The 18,252-nt window shown below is 42.6% G+C and carries 20 protein-coding genes; 11 read left to right on the top strand and 9 right to left on the bottom strand.

The annotated features are described in order from the left end of the window. Nucleotides 1–14 precede the first annotated feature (14 nt). Entirely contained in the window at nt 15–809 is a 795-nt protein-coding gene (locus tag FD05_RS03970) for an alpha/beta hydrolase (protein WP_020280919.1), read from the top strand. Nucleotides 810–876: 67 nt separating this feature from the next. Then, the gene (locus FD05_RS03965; RefSeq protein ID WP_152436158.1) at nt 877–1,650 is read left to right on the top strand and encodes a CPBP family intramembrane glutamic endopeptidase; all 774 of its coding nucleotides are present in this window, start codon (nt 877–879) and stop codon (nt 1,648–1,650) included. 197 nt (nt 1,651–1,847) lie between these two features. On the opposite strand, the gene FD05_RS03960 is transcribed toward FD05_RS03965, so the two are convergent. Both FD05_RS03960 and FD05_RS03955 read right to left on the bottom strand, forming a co-directional pair. Continuing rightward, on the bottom strand, nt 1,848–2,675 hold the full coding sequence (locus FD05_RS03960) for a matrixin family metalloprotease (protein WP_020280921.1): 828 nt from the start codon (nt 2,673–2,675) through the stop codon (nt 1,848–1,850). Nucleotides 2,676–2,791: 116 nt separating this feature from the next. Next, the gene (locus FD05_RS03955) at nt 2,792–3,286 is read right to left on the bottom strand and encodes a GNAT family N-acetyltransferase (protein WP_020280922.1); all 495 of its coding nucleotides are present in this window, start codon (nt 3,284–3,286) and stop codon (nt 2,792–2,794) included. Between the two features lie 93 nt (nt 3,287–3,379). On the opposite strand from FD05_RS03955, the gene FD05_RS03950 reads away from it, so the two are divergent. After that, complete coding sequence (locus FD05_RS03950; RefSeq protein WP_020280923.1) at nt 3,380–4,837, top strand: MFS transporter; 1,458 nt, start codon at nt 3,380–3,382, stop codon at nt 4,835–4,837. Between the two features lie 55 nt (nt 4,838–4,892). Here FD05_RS03950 and FD05_RS03945 read toward each other — a convergent pair whose 3' ends face one another. After that, the gene (locus FD05_RS03945; RefSeq protein ID WP_020280924.1) at nt 4,893–5,243 is read right to left on the bottom strand and encodes a hypothetical protein; all 351 of its coding nucleotides are present in this window, start codon (nt 5,241–5,243) and stop codon (nt 4,893–4,895) included. A 350-nt stretch (nt 5,244–5,593) separates the two neighbouring features. Between FD05_RS03945 and FD05_RS03940 the strand changes: the two genes are divergently transcribed. From FD05_RS03940 to FD05_RS03925, 4 genes are all read left to right on the top strand, one after another. Next, complete coding sequence (locus tag FD05_RS03940) at nt 5,594–6,046, top strand: NUDIX hydrolase (protein ID WP_020280925.1); 453 nt, start codon at nt 5,594–5,596, stop codon at nt 6,044–6,046. A 12-nt stretch (nt 6,047–6,058) separates the two neighbouring features. Continuing rightward, nucleotides 6,059–7,000 carry a phosphoglycerate dehydrogenase gene (locus tag FD05_RS03935; RefSeq protein WP_020280926.1) on the top strand — a complete coding sequence of 314 codons (942 nt, stop codon included), beginning with the start codon at nt 6,059–6,061 and terminating at the stop codon, nt 6,998–7,000. 92 nt (nt 7,001–7,092) lie between these two features. Continuing rightward, nucleotides 7,093–7,650 (top strand): hypothetical protein, encoded by a 558-nt coding sequence (locus FD05_RS03930; protein WP_020280927.1) that lies wholly within the window; start codon nt 7,093–7,095, stop codon nt 7,648–7,650. 183 nt (nt 7,651–7,833) lie between these two features. Next, nucleotides 7,834–8,490 (top strand): Fic family protein, encoded by a 657-nt coding sequence (locus FD05_RS03925; RefSeq protein WP_051990606.1) that lies wholly within the window; start codon nt 7,834–7,836, stop codon nt 8,488–8,490. Nucleotides 8,491–8,589: 99 nt separating this feature from the next. Here FD05_RS03925 and FD05_RS03920 read toward each other — a convergent pair whose 3' ends face one another. Continuing rightward, entirely contained in the window at nt 8,590–9,762 is a 1,173-nt protein-coding gene (locus FD05_RS03920; protein ID WP_020280929.1) for a MalY/PatB family protein, read from the bottom strand. Beyond that, nucleotides 9,762–10,625 (bottom strand): DUF3737 family protein, encoded by an 864-nt coding sequence (locus tag FD05_RS03915; protein ID WP_020280930.1) that lies wholly within the window; start codon nt 10,623–10,625, stop codon nt 9,762–9,764. Before FD05_RS03915 ends, FD05_RS03920 begins: the two co-directional genes overlap by 1 nt. A gap of 226 nt (nt 10,626–10,851) precedes the next feature. Between FD05_RS03915 and FD05_RS03910 the strand changes: the two genes are divergently transcribed. The 3 genes from FD05_RS03910 (at nt 10,852) to FD05_RS03900 (ending at nt 13,092) form a co-directional block, all read left to right on the top strand. Beyond that, entirely contained in the window at nt 10,852–11,091 is a 240-nt protein-coding gene (locus FD05_RS03910) for a hypothetical protein (RefSeq protein ID WP_020280931.1), read from the top strand. 212 nt (nt 11,092–11,303) lie between these two features. After that, nucleotides 11,304–12,275, top strand: a complete 972-nt coding sequence (locus tag FD05_RS03905) for an alcohol dehydrogenase catalytic domain-containing protein (protein WP_020280932.1) — start codon at nt 11,304–11,306, stop codon at nt 12,273–12,275. An 82-nt stretch (nt 12,276–12,357) separates the two neighbouring features. Beyond that, nucleotides 12,358–13,092, top strand: a complete 735-nt coding sequence (locus FD05_RS03900; protein WP_020280933.1) for a glucose 1-dehydrogenase — start codon at nt 12,358–12,360, stop codon at nt 13,090–13,092. A 300-nt stretch (nt 13,093–13,392) separates the two neighbouring features. On the opposite strand, the gene FD05_RS03895 is transcribed toward FD05_RS03900, so the two are convergent. The 3 genes from FD05_RS03895 to FD05_RS03885 form a co-directional block, all read right to left on the bottom strand. After that, nucleotides 13,393–13,650 carry a hypothetical protein gene (locus tag FD05_RS03895; protein WP_020280935.1) on the bottom strand — a complete coding sequence of 86 codons (258 nt, stop codon included), beginning with the start codon at nt 13,648–13,650 and terminating at the stop codon, nt 13,393–13,395. Nucleotides 13,651–13,788: 138 nt separating this feature from the next. Then, complete coding sequence (locus FD05_RS03890) at nt 13,789–14,979, bottom strand: D-alanyl-D-alanine carboxypeptidase family protein (protein ID WP_020280936.1); 1,191 nt, start codon at nt 14,977–14,979, stop codon at nt 13,789–13,791. A gap of 107 nt (nt 14,980–15,086) precedes the next feature. After that, the gene (locus FD05_RS03885) at nt 15,087–15,752 is read right to left on the bottom strand and encodes a GntR family transcriptional regulator (RefSeq protein WP_020280937.1); all 666 of its coding nucleotides are present in this window, start codon (nt 15,750–15,752) and stop codon (nt 15,087–15,089) included. A gap of 170 nt (nt 15,753–15,922) precedes the next feature. On the opposite strand from FD05_RS03885, the gene uxuA reads away from it, so the two are divergent. Continuing rightward, entirely contained in the window at nt 15,923–16,999 is a 1,077-nt protein-coding gene (gene uxuA / locus FD05_RS03880; protein WP_191980518.1) for a mannonate dehydratase, read from the top strand. Nucleotides 17,000–17,131: 132 nt separating this feature from the next. Here uxuA and FD05_RS03875 read toward each other — a convergent pair whose 3' ends face one another. Continuing rightward, entirely contained in the window at nt 17,132–18,130 is a 999-nt protein-coding gene (locus FD05_RS03875; RefSeq protein WP_020280939.1) for a sugar kinase, read from the bottom strand. Between the last annotated feature and the right edge of the window lie 122 nt (nt 18,131–18,252).

Below are 18,252 nucleotides of genomic sequence, written 5' to 3'. Positions count from 1 at the left end.
TGAGGAGGATTCACATGACAAATTTAGTGATTAAAAAAGACGTTGAATATGATTCCATTAACCATCAATTAACTGATATTTATTACGATGCTGAAAAAGCCCAAAGCAAAGGTGCCATTATCGATATTCATGGTGGCGGTTGGTTCCGTGGCAACAAATCCAAGGATGCAGATGCATCGATTCGTTTCGTGGAAGCTGGATATTTGGTTGTGACCCCGGAATACCGGATCACCCCAAAAGCATTCTATCCCGCACCATTGGAAGATATGGATCACTTATATGAGTGGCTGAAGAAGTCTGACTTGCCATTCAATCACGATCACATCGGCGCATTTGGGTCTTCTGCCGGCGGGAATATGACCGTCGAGCTCGCCATCAAGTATGGGATTCCGATTGTTTCACTATCCGGCATTTTGGATATTGATAAATGGCTGGGTGAACATGAGGATGTTGTGGCTGCGGAAGGCGATACCAGTGGTTTTAACTCGACGGCTAGTGCAAACATCAACCAAACTGGTGCCAACGATCCATTTTACAAATGGTTTGTGACCAACTACTTCAATGGTCGAACTGACCAGTATGCCGAAGCAACGCCGGTTCATCGGGTAACCGACAAGACCGGCCAGATGTATTTGGCTAATTCGCTGAATGAATTTGTGCCGACCAGCGGTGTTCTGGACATGGCTCAGGCACTGACCAAACACCAAATTCCATATCGAACCCGGATGATGCCGGGGAGTCGGCATGCCAAAGGTTATTTGGATGATGTCTGGGATGATATCGAAGGATTCTTTGATCAAACAATATAATGCGTTAAACTAAAGTAGCTGGGTCAGTCCCAGCTACTTTTTACATAATGAAACGGGGTCACAAGCGATGATTAAAAATAAAATGACTTGGGGAAAAGAATTTCTGCTGGCAATCTTGTTCCTGATCTTATTAATGGGGATCGATTTCTCGGTAAAAGGCGCCGGACCAGTAATGCGTGGCGGTGTTCGGCTAGTCTTCGCATTAGTCGTTGCCGGGATTGTGTTCTATGTATTGGGCACGATGAAAATATTTGAACATCGAATTAAGCTGGGAACTTTCTCAAAAATTTGGGGATTCATCTTTGGAATTTGCTTGGGTGGTTTGTTCCTGCTCATCAGCTTTCTTGGGCATACGACTTTAATGATGCATTCCAAGACCATTCTTGCTGACTCCATGATGGCGTTATCTGCTGGGATCTTTGAAGAACTTCTATGTCGTGGGTTATTGTTATCGGGCTTTCTTTCCGTGTTCAAAAATGCCAAATATAAGTTTACCGAGGCAGCTTTGGCGTCAGGCATCTTTTTTGGTCTATTTCACTTCCTGAATTTAACATCGGGGCAGAGCTTTTTGCCAACACTTCAACAGGCAACTTATGCATTTGTGATTGGTGCCATCTTCGCCTCAATCAGATTAACAACGAATACGCTGACGTGGGTCATCTTAATTCATGCCCTGATTGATTGGCAGCCAGGCATTTCGGTTACCCATCTTGTCAATTCCACGGTCTCATGGCCGGTGTTTGGTGCTGTTTGGGGCATCATCCTGGTGGTGACTGTAATTTTTCTGACCTCATTTGATGGCAGTTACAATCATCAGGAGACTTTGAATAGTAAAAAATAAAAAATGAGAGTGGGAAAAGAGGCGTTTTGATCCCACAATTTAAGGGAATAAACCAATTATTCCTGGTTCTGGAATGGTTGGTTTATTCCCTTAAATGGCCGGGATTAGCCGATTTGAGCACGTTTTGGCTACGTAATAAAAAAGGCTGGGACAAAAGTTTGTACTTTTGTCCCAGCCTCATTTTGAGTTTTTTTAGCTTACCAATAACCAAGAATTCTAGTCAATTTGGCCCGGTTAATATCTCGTGAAGATAATTTGTTTTGGAAAATGGCGTAATCGTCATTAACCACTTTTGATTGACTCCAGGAATATTTGGCATCACCGCTCTTGGTACCGGAATCTGCCTCCATGATGTCGTTGGAGTAGGGAGTGTGGTCTAAGCTTAAGCTGTGACCAAGTTCATGAGTGATAACTGATTTCCAGTAAGTGTCATAGAGTGCCTGATAATCGGCACTGTTTGGTTGATCGGCGGATGCTAATGTCTTGCCGGTTTCAGCTTTGTAGACTGCCGGTAAGTATTTTGCGTTATCAAAGAAATTGTAGTTAATGTAGAGTTTGCTGGTGATGTAATAACCATCCCAGCTGCCTTCACCAGTCCCAGCATTTTTAAAGCCAACGGTAATGGTGTGATGAGCCTTCGTTCCCAGCTTAAAGGCTTTGACTTTTAGTGCCTTGTTCCAATTTTGCATGGCCGCATAGGTGTAGGATTTGAGCGACTGATTTGCGACGTACACGCTGGCGGTATGTTTTTTGAAAACGCCTGGGGCACTCATGGGTTGAACGTTGTACCACCGGTCGAATACCTGCCAGTACTTGTCATAAATATAAGCGGGATACTTGCGGACACTAGCAGTCGGATTTAAATCCGGCGTTTTTTTGATGGCTTTGGCAACGGTTTTGCCGGCAATACGCTTAGTTGACTTTGCATAAGTAATTGGGCTTGAAGTCGTATTCAATGTCAGCGGAACCGCTAAGGTGAAGCTGATACTAGCTAATGCGACGAGAATGAAACTGCGTTTTTTCATAAGTGACCCCCACTTGAAGTTGCATAAAAATCATTTCGACTGAATAATATCATTCCAATGAGGTCCGTTCAAGCAAACCTGCTTGAAATTCAGCCGTCTTAATGAAGGCTTATGAATTATTCGAGGGTAAAAACCATATTATACCAGGTCTCACCAGCGTGACTAGATGCCGAAAGGCCTTCGTTTTGGTAACCATTCTGTTCATAAAAGGAGACCAAATTTGCCAGGCAGGTCAGCGTGATTGCAATCCGGTTCTGAGCTTTGGCAACTTTGGCAAGTTCTGTGAGCAATTGGCTGGCTACGCCCTGACCACGAAAACTGGGGTGAACAGCTAAACTTAAAACTGTTTGGTAGCGGTCTTTTGTTCGGTTGGGATGGGATTGATCAAACAGTTCGTCGGTTAAATAACGATGGTCAAAGGCAGGTCCGACGATGTAGCCGACCAGCTGGTCTTCACCGTTTTTGGCGGTAATAAACGTATCAGGATATAAGCTGATTCGTTCCTTCATCGCCGTTTCGGTGGCTGCTTCAGCTGGTGAAAAGCCGGCATTTTCGATTGTCATAATTTCTGGAAGTTCGGTTAAATTGGCGTCTTCAAAATGTAAATTCAAATTGGGCCTCCATTTGGCTTGTGGTATTATTTGATTGTGTATCATTTCATGAATCAATAACGATTATCATAGCACGATAGGGGATCGAACAAAATGAATCAATCAACAATTGGCCGTCATCAGCGGTGGGTCATCATGACCGCGGTGTTTATTGCAACTTTTATGACCTCCGTGGAAGTCACGATTGTCACGACGGCGTTGCCATCAATCATCAGTGAACTGCATGGACTGGCTTACCAAAGTTGGATTATGAGTGCCTATCTGTTGACAACGGCAATTACCACGCCAATTTACGGGAAAATGGCAGATGCCTTGGGTCGACGTAATGTCTTTCAATGGGGTGTGATTGTTTTCACCATCGGGTCGCTGCTTAGTGGGCTGTCACCGTCTATTTTATTTTTGATTTTAGCCCGAGCCATTCAAGGAATCGGCGCCGGGGCAGTTATGCCGCTGACGTTTACAATCATTGCAGATATCTTTACCTTTAAAGAAAGAGCAAACGTGCTGGCACTCAACAATACCGCCTGGGGGTTGTCCGCCTTGGTAGGACCGCTGATTGGTGGGTTTTTAGTTGACCACCTTTCCTGGCATTGGGTTTTCTTTGTCAACGTACCTTTGGGACTGATCGTTGCAGTCCTAGTTTGGCTTGGTTATCACGAGAATATTGAACTTAGCAGTCGGTTGACTATTGATTGGTGGGGAATCTTGTGGCTGGCAATTTCGTTGGTCACATTATTACTTGGAATTCAGGCCTTGGATACCATGCCAGCTCTTGGAATCGGACTTTTACTGATCACAATCATTGCGGTAGTCTTGTTCATCCGTCAGGAGAAGCGGTTCGTGGATCCGTTGATTTCTCCGAAAATGTTCATGTCAAAGACTTTTACCATTCAAATTATGACCGCAACCATTTTGAGCGGTGTCCTGATCGGATATCAAATGTACTTTCCAATCTGGCTGCAGTCGCTGTATCGAGTTTCGGCAACGACTGCCGGTTTGGTGGTGACGTCTAGTTCCATCATGTGGTTGGCAGCATCGTTTCTTGTCGGCAAGTTAATTAATCGATATGTCCCCAAGCAAATTGCGATCGCATTGATTGGCGTGATGCTACTAAGTTACTTGTCACTAATCTTTGCCAGTCGAACATTTCCTGTGTGGTCTTTTTATGTGATTGCGATGATCAACGGGATTGGTATGGGGGTCGTTGTCAGCATGAACACGATTCTCAGCCAGCATTTGGTGCCAAATGACATGGTCGGTTCGGCGACATCTGTGCTGACCCTTGGTCGATCACTCGGCCAGACGGTCATGGCAGGTGTCTACGGGGCAATTCTTAATTTGGTGATTCGCATGCAACTTCACGGCGGGATTACCTTCTCACAGGTTAATAACGTTATCAGTACAAAAGGGACCGCGGTTGTGGTCAATCGATCATTAATCGATCCGATCATTCTCACAGCGCTTCATATGGTGTTTGTTGGCGTGGTGGCAATGTTGGTCGTGGTATTCGTGATCAATTTATTGGATCCAAATCATAAGATTATTCGTTAATTCATACTAAAAAAAGAACTTTGGCGATTGGCCAAAGTTCTTTTGTATTGACGTATTAGTTAGTTGACCCTGGGACACCAGCAACTGTCTGGAAGACATCTGCCAATGAGGTATGCATGTCCGCAAATTTTTTGTGGAGAATCAGTTGACGAAATTCTTCAACTGAGATTGTCTCAACGTCCTTGAATGGAATTGTTGGAGCATCAGTATTCACAGCTGGATTTACAGAGCTGATTAGTGTGATGACCAAGCCTTTTTTGCTGTTCAAAGTGACCGTGTAATATTCGTAATACGATGGTGTTTCATAATTACCATTCAATTGCTTGTGATCTTTAAAATAGTTAATAATAAAATCATTAAATGCTTCTTCTGACTGCAATGAGTCTTTCCAGTTGGTATTTGTCATCTTATATCTTCCTTTCGTTATGTGAACCCTCAATTAATCAAGTAAGGAATCAGTAATCTGACATATTAGTAGCAGCTATGTTCCCCTTACCTCAATAGTTATTTTAAACACTTCAAAAATTAATACAAGTGAAAATCACTATGAAAACGTTGACAACAGCGGATTTCTTTTACTTTTCTCATTGAAAACGTTGCCGTTTGTGAAATCGATTAAATTAGTGGTTCATTCAGCTAATATGTCAGTATCTCAGACGACGATTCAGGATTCTTCATGAAGTCTGCTTGCTTTGTCCGCTATTTTGTAAGACCATAACAGCAGAGATCAATATTTTACGCGAAAGGGATGGTTAGATGGCAACTGGATATATTGGGGACATCAGAAAACTCGTCGGGCATATGCCGTTGATTCTTGATACAGCGGGTGGAATCCTGCTAAACGATCGACATCAGGTGTTGTTGAACCTGCGGACAGATACTCATAATTGGAGCTTGCCGGGAGGGTATATGGAATTTGGCGAGACTTTTGCCCAAACCTGTGTCCGAGAATACAAAGAAGATAGTGGCCTGGACGTGGAAATTGTCAGGCCGTTGAAGCTATTTGACCAGGGGATTTTTGCTTATCCAAATGGTGATAAAGTTCAAACGATCACTCAGTTGTTTTTGGTCAGAAAAGTTGGTGGAGAACTACTGTCTGCTGCGACTGACGAAACCCTGAGATTAGATTATTTTGATTTTGGTAAACTGCCACCGTTGTTGAACACTCAGACTGAACAGATGTTGGCGTTTGCTGAGGAACATTTATAGGGAGGTTGAATCATGACTGATAAAGTTTTAGTTCCGGCACAACTACATCCGGATGGAAAGAGATATCTGCGTGATCACGGATTTGACGTTGTTGAGCTTCTCCGAGCCAACGCAGAAAATATTTTGAAGAATGGCAAAGATGCCGCTGGAATGATTTTGTTTGTGGATCCGATTGGAGAACCGGTCATCTCACAAATGCCAAATTTGAAAATCATTGCCCGCCACGGTGTGGGCTATGACAGCGTTGATTTGGATGCCAGTGCAAGGCATGGTGTTTGGGTGACAACAACGCCAAATGCGAATGCGGTGACGGTGGCTGAGACGACACTTGCCGAGATCATGGATGTTTCGAAAAAATTGACCAAGGATTCAATTGAAATGCGATCTGGAAACTTTGGTTATTCGTTGTCTCATCTGGGGTTCGAATTGGAAGGAAAAACTCTGGGAATTCTGGGTTATGGTAGAATTGGCAGATTAGTTGCCAAAAAAGCAAGTGGTTTGGGGATGCAAATTTTGATTCATAACCGAACCCCGAAGGAATCGCCATATGGTGAATTTGTGGATTTGGACACACTGATGGAGAAATCAGATGTTTTGACCCTTCATCTAGCAGCTAATCCACAAACCCGCCACATCATTGGTCGAAAACAACTGTCAGAAATGAAACGTTCTAGCGTGTTGATCAATCTCGGACGAGGTGCACTGGTGAATACTGATGCGTTGATTGATGCACTCAAATCCGGTTCGATTGCTGGTGCAGCTTTGGATGTCTTTGACGAGGAACCGTTGCCAATGGACAGTGAATTATTCAAGCTGGATAACGTGTTGTTGACACCACACATTGGATCGAGCACCGTTGAAAGTTTCTCCAGAATGGCCACCGATGCAGCCAGCGAAGTTGTCCGAGTGTTGAATGGCGAGCAGCCACAATGGCCGGTGAATCAACCAAAATAATAGCTTCCGAAATCGATCATTAGATTGTGTACAACCTAAATAAGTGCTATATTTAAGTTGGCTAATCAATCTATTTAAGGGGAGCGTTAATCATGACAAAAAAATATCAAGCAGAAATCAAGTCATTGAACGGCGAAAAAATTGGGACTCATCCAACTGGCGAAGCGACCTTCACTGTTGATGGCGATACTTTGACCGTCGAAATTACCATGGATCATACTTCACCGAACACCCAACACTGGATGCATTTTCACGGATTCCCAGACGGTAAGGACGCGCAACCGGCAACAATTGCCCAAGATACCAATCATGATGGCTATGTTGACTTACCCGAAACGGAACCAGTTTCTGGTACAACAATGGTCCCATTTAACGATGCACCCGAAAAGATGGATATCCCAACTGATACTTATCCAACCTCGGATGCCAATGGTCATTTCCATTACAAGAAGGAGGTGCCTTTGGCTGAAATTAGCAAGAAATTCCAAGAAGTCTTTAATGATGCTGATTTACACCTCGAAAAAAGAGTCATTTATATTCACGGTGTTCCTGATTCAATGGAATTGCCAGATACCATTCAAGGCGCAGTTGGCAAATATGATCAACATACGACCTTACCGATTGCGGTTGGCAAGATTGTTGAGCAATGATCTGATTTAAAGTTCCTATTTGAGGCAGATTAATTTCAATGTAGACCCAATTAGATCAAGTTGACAGCTGATGCATTTCGGTTGCAAGCTTGGTCTAATTTTTGGTTTACCGCAAAGGCATGTACACTTCATGAAAAATTTGGGATAATAGAAATTGAGTGATAACTTCGGAGGTCGACAATGATGGAAAATAAATTCAATCTAACACTTAAACAAAATCGATTTCTCGCGAAAAAGAACTTTGTGAATATGGTTTATTCCAATTCGAAATTTGAAGGCGTTAACACCACTCTCCCACAAACTAAAACGATTATTGATGGGATGAGTGTTGCAGGTGTATCAATTGATGACATTCAAGTGATTGTCAATCTCAAAAAAGGGCTGGAATATGTCATGGCACATAGCGAACCATTTACCGTTGATGTGTGCAAAACAATCAACGGGATTGTGGCTGCTGAAGATGCACTGGATCCTGGTCAAATTCGAAGTGGCAATGTCCAGATTGGTGGGGTTGAGTATGTCCCGCAGGTTCCCAATCCGGATGAGGTGAAGGCCTTCATCCAACAGATTATGGATGATGATATCAGTGCGACTGACAAGGCCTTGAAGATTATGTATTATATGATGCGACACCAGATCTTTTGGGATGGGAACAAGCGAACTGCCGTGTTGTCTGCTAATTATATTTTGATTAATGCTGGGGCTGGAATTGTTAATATCAATGAGAACCAGTTGGAAACCTTTAATACTTTGCTATCAAGCTATTATGAAACTGACGATAGTCAAACAATTATTCGATGGACATATGACAACTGCCTTTACGGAATTGAATTTAAATAGTAGAAGATAAAAATGAATCGGCCCGAAGCAAAATTCGTTGAATTTTTGCTTCGAGCCGATTTTTAGTGTTTATAACTGAAACTTAGAATTGGTAGGCTATTATTTGACCTGTTTAAATTGGGCCACACCGTTTTTCAAACGTTGCAAACCATCAGCAACCATCGAGGTCGGACTGGCAATATTCATTCTTAAGAATAGATTGCCATTACCGCCATAAACGGTGCCGGCTGAAACATACAAGCCGGTTTCTTGTCTGATAAACGACTCTAATTGGGCAGAGTCTGAAGTCAACTTGCTGACGTCGATCCAAACCAAGTAAGTGGCTGTTGATGGGACGACAGTGACATCTGGGATGTTTGATTCACAGAAACTTGTGACTGTTTCATAGTTGGTCCGGATTTGCTCCCGGAGTTCGTGGACCCACCGGCCGGCCTTGGTGTAGGCGGCAATTGTGCCGGGAATTGCCAGCAGGTTGGGTTCGCCCAATTCATCAGTGTTGATGCCACGGTTTACTTTATTCCGTAGTGCTTCGTTGGGGATGATCACTGTCGCTGCGTGGAGGGCTGTCACGTTAAAGGTTTTGCTTGGTGAAACACAGACGATGATGTTTTGAATCAAGTTCTCTGGAAGTGAGAACATCGGCGTATAATCGGTGCCTTTGAAGACTAAATCACCATGAATTTCATCGGACAACAGGGTCACACTATGTTTGATACATAATTGATTAATTTTGATCAGTTCATCTTTTGTCCACACTTTGCCGATTGGATTGTGCGGATTGCATAAGATCATCATCGTCGTCAGTGGTTCGGCCAATTTAGTTTCCAAATCATCAAAGTCAATATGGTACTGGTGTGTAGTGGCGTCATATACCAAGTCACTGGAGAGAACATGGCGGCCGTTATTAACGATTGAATTGTAGAAAATATTGTAAACGGGCGCTTGAACTAAGACGTTATCGCCAACATTGGTCACGCGGCGAACGGATGAGGAAATCGTCGGCACCACACCGGTGGACAGAAATAGCCAGTCTTTTTTAGGAGTGGCATGGTGTTCCTTGGTGTACCAGCTGGCAACAGCGTCAAAATAATCGTCATGGGGCTCCTCGTAACCAAAAATCCCAAAATCGACTTTTTTGCGCATGGCGTCAAGAATTTCTGGTGCCACTTTGAAATCCATGTCGGCAACCCACATTGGCAGTTCGTTGGGTTTGACATCCCATTTGACAGAATCGGTGTTTCTTCTGGGAATAATTGAAGTAAAGTCGTACATTAGGCAGTCTCCTTTTTGGCTTTATCATCGGTGATGATCGTTGTCTTGCTGGGATCAATCTTGGTTGGATCCAAGATGACTTCGCTAATTGAATGGGCATGGATCGTCCCGCTGATTGGATTTTTGACACTCATGATGTTGGAATTGATGTCGGCATCAATATTTGAGCAGTATTCAAATGCCAAATCAGTCCGCAAAAGTCGGCAGTTGCGCATCGTCAAATGATCGATGTAACAGAGTCCTTGGTCACTTTCAATGGTGCAGTTAACCAGCGTGATATTGTTGGTATTCCAGGCAAGATATTCACCATTGATGGTTGAATCGACAATTTTGACATTTTCACAGTTCCAGAAGGCATCTTTGGAAACCAAAGTAGAGTTATGAACTTCAACATTTTTAGCGCCATCAAAGACGTAGTTGCCGATTAAGTTCAAATGATCCACGTAAATGTTTTCACTGTTCATCCCAAAGTAATCTCCATTGGCCTGAACATTGTTAATCTTGATGTTTTGACAGTTCCAAAGGGTTTCTTTGGCGTCAGAAAAATGATCATTGTTCAGTGTGATGTCACTGCAGCGGCGGAAAATTTTGGGCGCCTGAATGGCACTATCATTGATTTCGATATCATGGGTGTACCAGATACCCGATCTGGCCAGCGTTTCTAGAATTGAATGGTCAACTTTGACATGCTTGCTGTACCATAAAGGGTACTTGTAAGTAAAAATTGAATCAGTTAGATGAATATTCCGACTTTCTTTGAGTGGGGATTCCCCAGTACCAAAAGTGGTCCCTTGAATGTCCGCGTTCGTTTCAGCGAACAATGGCCGTTCACCATCAAAATATTGATTAGTATATTTTTTCATTGCGGCTCCTTTATGATTAATTGATTATTTTTCTGAAAATCACTTAATTTCAGTATACTCGTTTCAGAAAATTCCGTTATCAAAAATCTGATTTCGAATAGCCTTACTATAAACGTTGAAGTTGACTCTAAGTCAAGCGAATCCTCCAAATTATCTCAGAATCATATTTTGATTAAATCACCCACCTTGATTAACCACTGCTATAATGTAAGTGGAGGTGCAGATTATGACAACAATTTATGTTGACCCTTCAAAAAAGAAGGAACAGATCGTTAAGCTGTCCGATGGGACGTTTGGTTTGATGAAAGCTGAAAAGCAGAAGTCTGGTATTGGCTATGAATTTGAGTTTACCAGCCACATGCATCCTAGTTTCGAGATGGCCCATGCGCCAGTCAATGGTGATGAAGAAACCGTTCATTCAATTGATGGCGAGCAGCAGTTTAAGATTCAGTGGTTGAATAAATAATTCGCTGGTTTGTATATTACCGCAATCTTTATTTGGGAGAATATACAAGAACGTGAACCTTAGCCATTTTGATAAGATTTGTTTCATACTTTGCACGCAATCAGGTGTTATCTGGTTGGGTGCTTTTTTATGGTCGTTATTCCCATGTACTTATCACTTTGGCATTATAATCAAGATGTTAAGAATAGACCAATTGGATGGGAGGAATTGTGATGCGCGCAGCTTATATTACTGAAAATGGTGAAGCCAAAGATATCAAAGTCGGCGATTTGCCAAAACCAGAGATTTCTAAAGGTGAAGTGTTGATCAAAGTGAATGCGGTTTCAGTGAACCATGTCGATGCTTTTGTACGTTCAGGTTCATTTAAAACCGAAACGAATTTTCCGTTTGTCATCGGCAGGGATGCCGTTGGTCAAGTTGAAGAAGTCGGTGCGGATGTGACTGGATTTTCAAAAGGAAATTGGGTTTGGACTAACAGCATGGGCTATGCTGGTCGGCAAGGTGTGACCAGCGAATATGCTGCTATTCCAGCCACTCGCTTGTTTCATGTTCCCGAAAAAGTGGAGCCGACGCAGTTAGTTGCTTCCGTTCATTCTTCGGCAACGGCAGCCATTGTGCTGACGAAAGTATTTGGTGCTGTTTCCGGTTCGTCGATTTTAGTTGAGGGAGCTGCCGGACATGTCGGCACCAAATTCGTCCAGATGGCGCATATCATGGGTCTCAAAGTTGTCACAACTTCGAATTCCAGCGACTTTGATCTGCTGGATCGGCTGGGGAGTGATGAGCGCTTGGATTACGGAAAATCCTTGAAGAAACAACTTGCCAAAGCGGACATTCAAAAGGTTGATTACGTTGTCGACACATCGGGACAGGTCCCACTGCAGGATAATTTACAAGCGTTGAACCCTGGTGGAACAGTTTGTTTAATTACCGCGCCGAAAAATAATAAATTCTCGTTTGATGTCCGGAAGTTCTATACCCAATCAAAGACGATCAGTGGCTTCGTTATCAGCAACGCGCCCCTTGATCAAATTCAAGACGCTGCCAAATTTATTAATCGTTTGATGGCAGATGGCTATCTGTTAGAAGATAGTGTGCTGGAAAAATCGTATGAAGATGCTGCCTGGGCTCACAAGAAGCTCGAGAAGAATTCGAAGAAGAAAAAGATTTTACTGACATTTTAATGAGCGTATTGTTTAGATATTAAAAATAAATCAGTTATACTGTACTTGTATAAGGTAAACGCTTTCATAGGAGGTATAACTCATGGGAAAATTAGATAACAAAGTTGCAATTATTACCGGCGCATCGCAAGGAATGGGTGCCAGTCATGCAAAGCTATTTATTGATGAGGGTGCTAAAGTGGCAATTACCGACATCAATGATGAGAAGGGTAATGCGTTGGCTAAGGAATTAGGCGACAACGCCATTTTTATCAAACAGGATGTTTCCAGTGAAGACGACTGGAAGAAAGTGATTGACGAAACGGTTCAGAAATTTGGCAAGTTGGATATTTTAGTCAACAATGCCGGGATTAGTTTTAACAAACCACTTTCTGATATGACGGTTGATGACTACATGAAGATCTTCAAGATCAATCAACTCTCTGTCTTCTTGGGAATGAAGTATGCTGCTGAAGCAATGAAGAAGAATGGCAGCGGTAGTATCGTTAATATTTCTTCAATGAACGGTTTGGTTGGTGGCGCAATTGGTTACACGGATACCAAGTTTGCGGTTCGTGGGATGACCAAAGCAGCTGCACTGCAGTTGGCTGGCTCACATATCAGAGTCAACTCAGTTCACCCGGGTGTGATTTCAACACCAATGATTCACCAAGGTGACAGCGAAGAAGTTATTAAACAATTTGCAAAATCAATTCCACTACAAAGAGTTGCGGAACCGGAAGAAGTGTCAAAGATGGTGCTGTTCTTAGCATCGGATGACGCAAGCTACTCAACGGGATCGGAATTCGTGATCGATGGCGGAATGACGGCAATGTAAGTAAGTGTGCGACGAGCAACGGTTGATCCCGGGGCACAAGTAAAAGCGGCCAATGATGAACGTTTTTTGTTCATCGTTGGCCGCTTTTATTTGTGCAGTAGGGATCAGTTGCGTCGGAGCATAGCTCAAAAGCAGAAGGGAGCTGTAAATAAAATGACTGCGTCTATCCCAGTGACATCAGTTTGGATGAACCATACGAGTGGAACGGTTCTTGTTCATCGTTACCGACTAGAATAGTGCCCCAAACCCAAACAAAAAACACTTCCAACCAAAGCCGAAAGTGTTGCAACATCAAAGTCCTTAATCCCCAAGCTTCATCCGTAAAGTATAAATAAACTTACGCTTACGAGGCTGTGGATTGATTGAATGAACCACGTGCCCATGTAATGGTTTCTTTGCTGGCTGAAGTTTATGCAGCTCCAGCAGCATTTTTGCTTCGCCATCACCGTTATCTGCTCGTCTTTCCAACTCATGACGAGCCGCCACTGATACCAAACCGCTTGCAAAGCTGGTGGCAGTCAGTTTAGTGTACAATTCATAATTACTACAATTTTCCATTGTTATGTAAGTCTCCCCAGAATGTCATTACTTGTATTATGAAATCATCACTTATAAGATTATGATTTTTTTGGAGATAAGTCAATCAATAACAAAAAGCTGCTAACTGGATTGCCCAGTTAACAGCTTTTTGATTCGTTATGCTAAATTCTTGTTATAAACGTAATTCATTAACGAACGAGTTTCAGTAAATTCGTTTTCGTCATGCAAGACAACGGTGATGATTCGGTCGTGTCCAGACATTCGGCCGGTACCAACGAAGCAGTAGCCGGCTGGATCAGTGTATCCAGTCTTCAAACCATCAACGTTCAATGATTTCTGGTAATACTTTCTGCCAGGAAGCAAATTGTTGTAGTTATGAAGCGTTTGACCGTCAACTTTCATTGATTTTACTGAAGCATCCGTCAAAATGTCATTGTAATCAACGATGAAGTGGCGAGAAATTTGCGCAATGTCACTTGCGGAAACGTAGTTGGCATTCTTAGATGCGCCAATGCTGTAACCATATGGGACCAAGCTGTTTTGTTCCATTCCTGAAGCGGAAACAAATGATGAATGCTTCAATCCCCATGTCTTAGCTTGATGATTCATCATGCCAATGAATTTTTTGTTGTAAGCAGGTGTTGAACCACCGGCAACCCATTGTCCAAGGGCAATTGCAGCATTATTGGAAGATTCAATCAAGCCTGCCAAATATAATTGGCGAACGGTGTATGAGTTGTGCTTGAATTTAAAGCCACCAAAGACACTGGAACTGCCTAACTTCTTCAAGCCAGCATTACTGGTTGTAACTTTGCTTGACCAAGTGCCTTTGCCTTGCGCAATCTTTTGTCGAACCAGATAAAGTGTCATTAACTTGGAAAGCGAAGCGATTGGACGAGCGGTGTTAGCGTGCTTGGTCCAAACATTGTTATTGGTATTAACATCCAGTGCAACTGCTGATTTGGCGTATTTCAAGCCAAATGGTGATGTTCCGGATTTTAAGTAATTGTGCCAAACAATTCCGGAAACAGTTCCAGAACCGTTTTTAACTTTGTAATACAGTGCTTTGGAGTTGCCATGCTTAAGGGTTACCTTAGCGGTTGCATACCAAGTAGTGTATGGATATGTTTTTAAATTAGCAACTTTTTTGGTGTGCGAAGCGTTGTAGACAGCGCCTGCAGATGATTTCTTATGGTACGGTGCTTTCTTAATACTGGCCGTTGAAACGGTCTTATAAGTACTTGCACTCGCGTTTACAGTTGTTGGTTGGTTCCCAAGGCCAATCCCAATTGTAATCGCAGCGGCACAACTTACAAATGCCACCTGCAAAAATTTCGTGATTTTCATATAATCTCCTCCTCATTCAATAAAAAGTGTAACATTCAAAGATTACCGACTTTGGCTTTTTAACAGAACTGTAAAAGAATTGTGCCATCTGAGTAATTCTGCGGGAACTACTTAATATTGGTGAAATAGTCTGGAAATTTATCGAGAACAGATTGCTGCTCACTCAGCATCAGGTTCAAATGGCTGTAAACCAATTGGTGAACTTTGTCAGCATCATGATCGGCAAAGGCTTTAATAATTTCTCGATGTTCATTGGTCAAACGGTCCATCGGCAAGTTGGCGTCATATACACGCAAAAGGCGATAACGGTTGAGGTCGGTGCTAAGGCTCAGCAGCCAATCCCATATATTTTGTTTGTCGGCAAATTCATAAATTTTTTGATGAAATTGATTGTCCATTTGGAAAAAACGTTTAATCTGATCCTTTTCAGATGCGGTAGTTTGCTCGTCGACGACATCTGTCAGAGTATTGACTTGATCATTGGTTAGCGAAGTACCAATTGATTGGGCAATGTCTGACTCCAATAATTGGCGGGCATAACGTGCGTCTAAGGATTTTTTGAGGTCAATTCGGGTGACATAGGTGCCACTTTGTGGAAGTGAGTAAAGCATGTCGTCTCGACGCAAACGCAGCATTGCCTCTCTGACGGGAGTTCGACTCACACCAATTTCTTCTTCGAATTGTTTATCTGAAACTTGTTGGCCTGGATACAAATCCAAGTTCATGATTTTTGAATAAATTGCGTTGTAAGTCTTATCTTGTAAACTTTCCATGTCATCTCATCTTTCCTTTTTGAAATCTGATCACTGAGATTATGGTACCATATTAATCATTTATCTGAACTATAAAAGTGAAGTAAACCCCGAAATAACTGCTTTGACGACGTTCACAAAAAGTGATATATTAGTGTAGAATTTTGTGAATCAAGAAAGGGCGAATTACTTTGAAAATGGGATTTAGATGGTTTGGCTCAACTGATGACCCAATCCAGCTATCGGAGATACGACAAATACCTGGTGTTTCCCAAGCAGTCACAGCATTGTATGATGTTCCGGTTGGTGACGTCTGGCTTAAAGACCAGATAGCGCATCTGAAACAAGAAGTCACGGATGCCGGGCTTGGCTTTGAGGTTGTTGAATCGGTCAATATTCATGACGACATCAAAATCGGCTTGCCAACACGTGATCAATATATTGAAAATTATAAGCAGACCATCAAAAACCTTTCAGAGTATGGCGTGAAGGTTATTTGCTACAATTTTATGCCCGTATTTGACTGGCTAAGAACTGATCTGAGCTATCAGTTGTCCGACGGTTCCAATGCAATGGCTTATCAGCCACAAATGCTGACGGATGATCCAAATGAAATGATCAAACAGATCATGTCAGGCTCAAAAGGATTTGCGATGCCTGGGTGGGAACCCGAGCGTTTAGCGCATATTCAGCAATTGTTTGCTAAATATCGGGATGTTGATTCACAAAAATTGTTGGAGAATTTGAAATATTTCTTCGATGGTATTATGCCAACTTGTGAAAAGTATGATGTTCGCATGGCGATGCATCCAGATGATCCACCATTTCCATTGTTTGGGTTACCACGGATCTATAAGAACCGCGAAGATATGTTGAAAATTGAGCAGCTTTATGAATCTCGATATAATGGATTCACGATTTGTACTGGAAGTTTAGGCGAAAATCCTAAGAATGACGTTCCGGCGATTATCCGTGAATTTGTGAAGAAGGATCGGGCTCCATTCATTCATGCCCGAAATATTCGCTTCATGAATCCGGAAAAGACTGAGTTTCATGAGTCGGATCATTTATCAGCGGATGGTTCAATTGATATGTACGAGGTTATCAGGGCGTTAGCCGATAACGATTATGACGGTTACATTCGTCCTGACCATGGCCGTAATATTTGGGGCGAAAATGGTCGGCCTGGATATGGCTTGTACGATCGGGCACTTGGAATTGCGTACCTAAATGGGCTCTGGGAAGCTTGTATGAAAGCAAAAAAGTGAGTTTGACTTGGGGATACACCTTGGACACCTTTCCTAATTATCTAAAAGTATTATCTAAAAGTGATAACACAAAAGCTGTGAACAAAACTAGAGTTTGTTCACAGCTTTTTTCTATCGTTTAATTGAATTATTTCAGCGAGTCATTGCGTCACGAATCTCAGAATCCCGTGACAGATTGAAGTCTCCCGGAATTGTGAGTTTTAAAGTTGCCGCTGCAATTGCGTAATCGACTTGAAATTGTGGCTTGAAATTGTTCAAAACACCATGGACGATTGCGGCGCCAAATGCGTCTCCTGCGGCAACTTCGGGAACGACTTGCATGTTGTAAGTGGAACTTTCGTAGAACTTGTGATCAGTTAACAGGATTGCCTGCCAATCACTTTTTTGAGCGGAGTAAATGTTTCTTAGAATGCTGGCAACTAATTTAATATTAGGATAGTTGGTTGTCAGTTCTTCCAAGGATTGTTTGAATGAATCCTTTTCGTGAATTGCCTGGTGATTTCGGTTGTCAAATGCCTTCAGGCCGAAAGCATTTTCAAGATCTTCATCGTTCACAAGGCAGATGTCTACAAATGGCAAAATTTTTGAGTTAAAAGTATTGGCTTCATCTGCCGTCCAAAGCTTACCGCGGAAGTTGGCGTCATAGATTACTTTGATGCTGTGATCTTGGCAAAACTTTACAGCTGAAAGAAGTGTTGCTTGGAGCTCTTCTGACAGTGCAGGTGTAATGCCTGATATGTAGAAGTAATCCGTGCCGTCCAGCAATTCATCCCAATGATAATCGCCGTCTTTTGAAGCCGCAAAGGCACTGTCATTTCGATCATAAATCACTTTACTTGAGCGCACCCCAGCTCCTGGTTGGAGGAAATACAAGCCTAAGCGTTTGCCACCGCGAACAATCCGGTTTGTGTCGACGCCAAATTCGTTGAGCTTTTGGATGACCGTGTCTCCCAAAATATTATTTGGCAGCTTGGTGATAAATGTTGCTTGATCCCCAAGTAAAGCTAGGGATACTGCCACATTTGCTTCGGCACCACCGTAATTAGCATGAAACCAATCAGTCTGGACAAATTTTTGGTTGCCCGGGACGGTCAGCCGTAACATGATTTCGCCAAAGGTCGTTACTTGCATCTTGAAAATCTCCAATCGTTATAAATCCTTGTATCTGTATAATACCATATTGGTGACGGGTAAACCGCTGACAATAAAAGTCCGGCAACTCATTTTTGAGATGTCGGACTTTATTAATCAGA

Origin of the sequence: Lentilactobacillus otakiensis DSM 19908 = JCM 15040 (assembly GCF_001434145.1) — a bacterium.
In the GTDB taxonomy this organism is placed as follows: Bacteria; Bacillota; Bacilli; order Lactobacillales; family Lactobacillaceae; genus Lentilactobacillus; species Lentilactobacillus otakiensis.
Note: the sequence above shows the minus strand (reverse complement) of the source record. Positions and strands in the feature narration are given on the sequence as shown.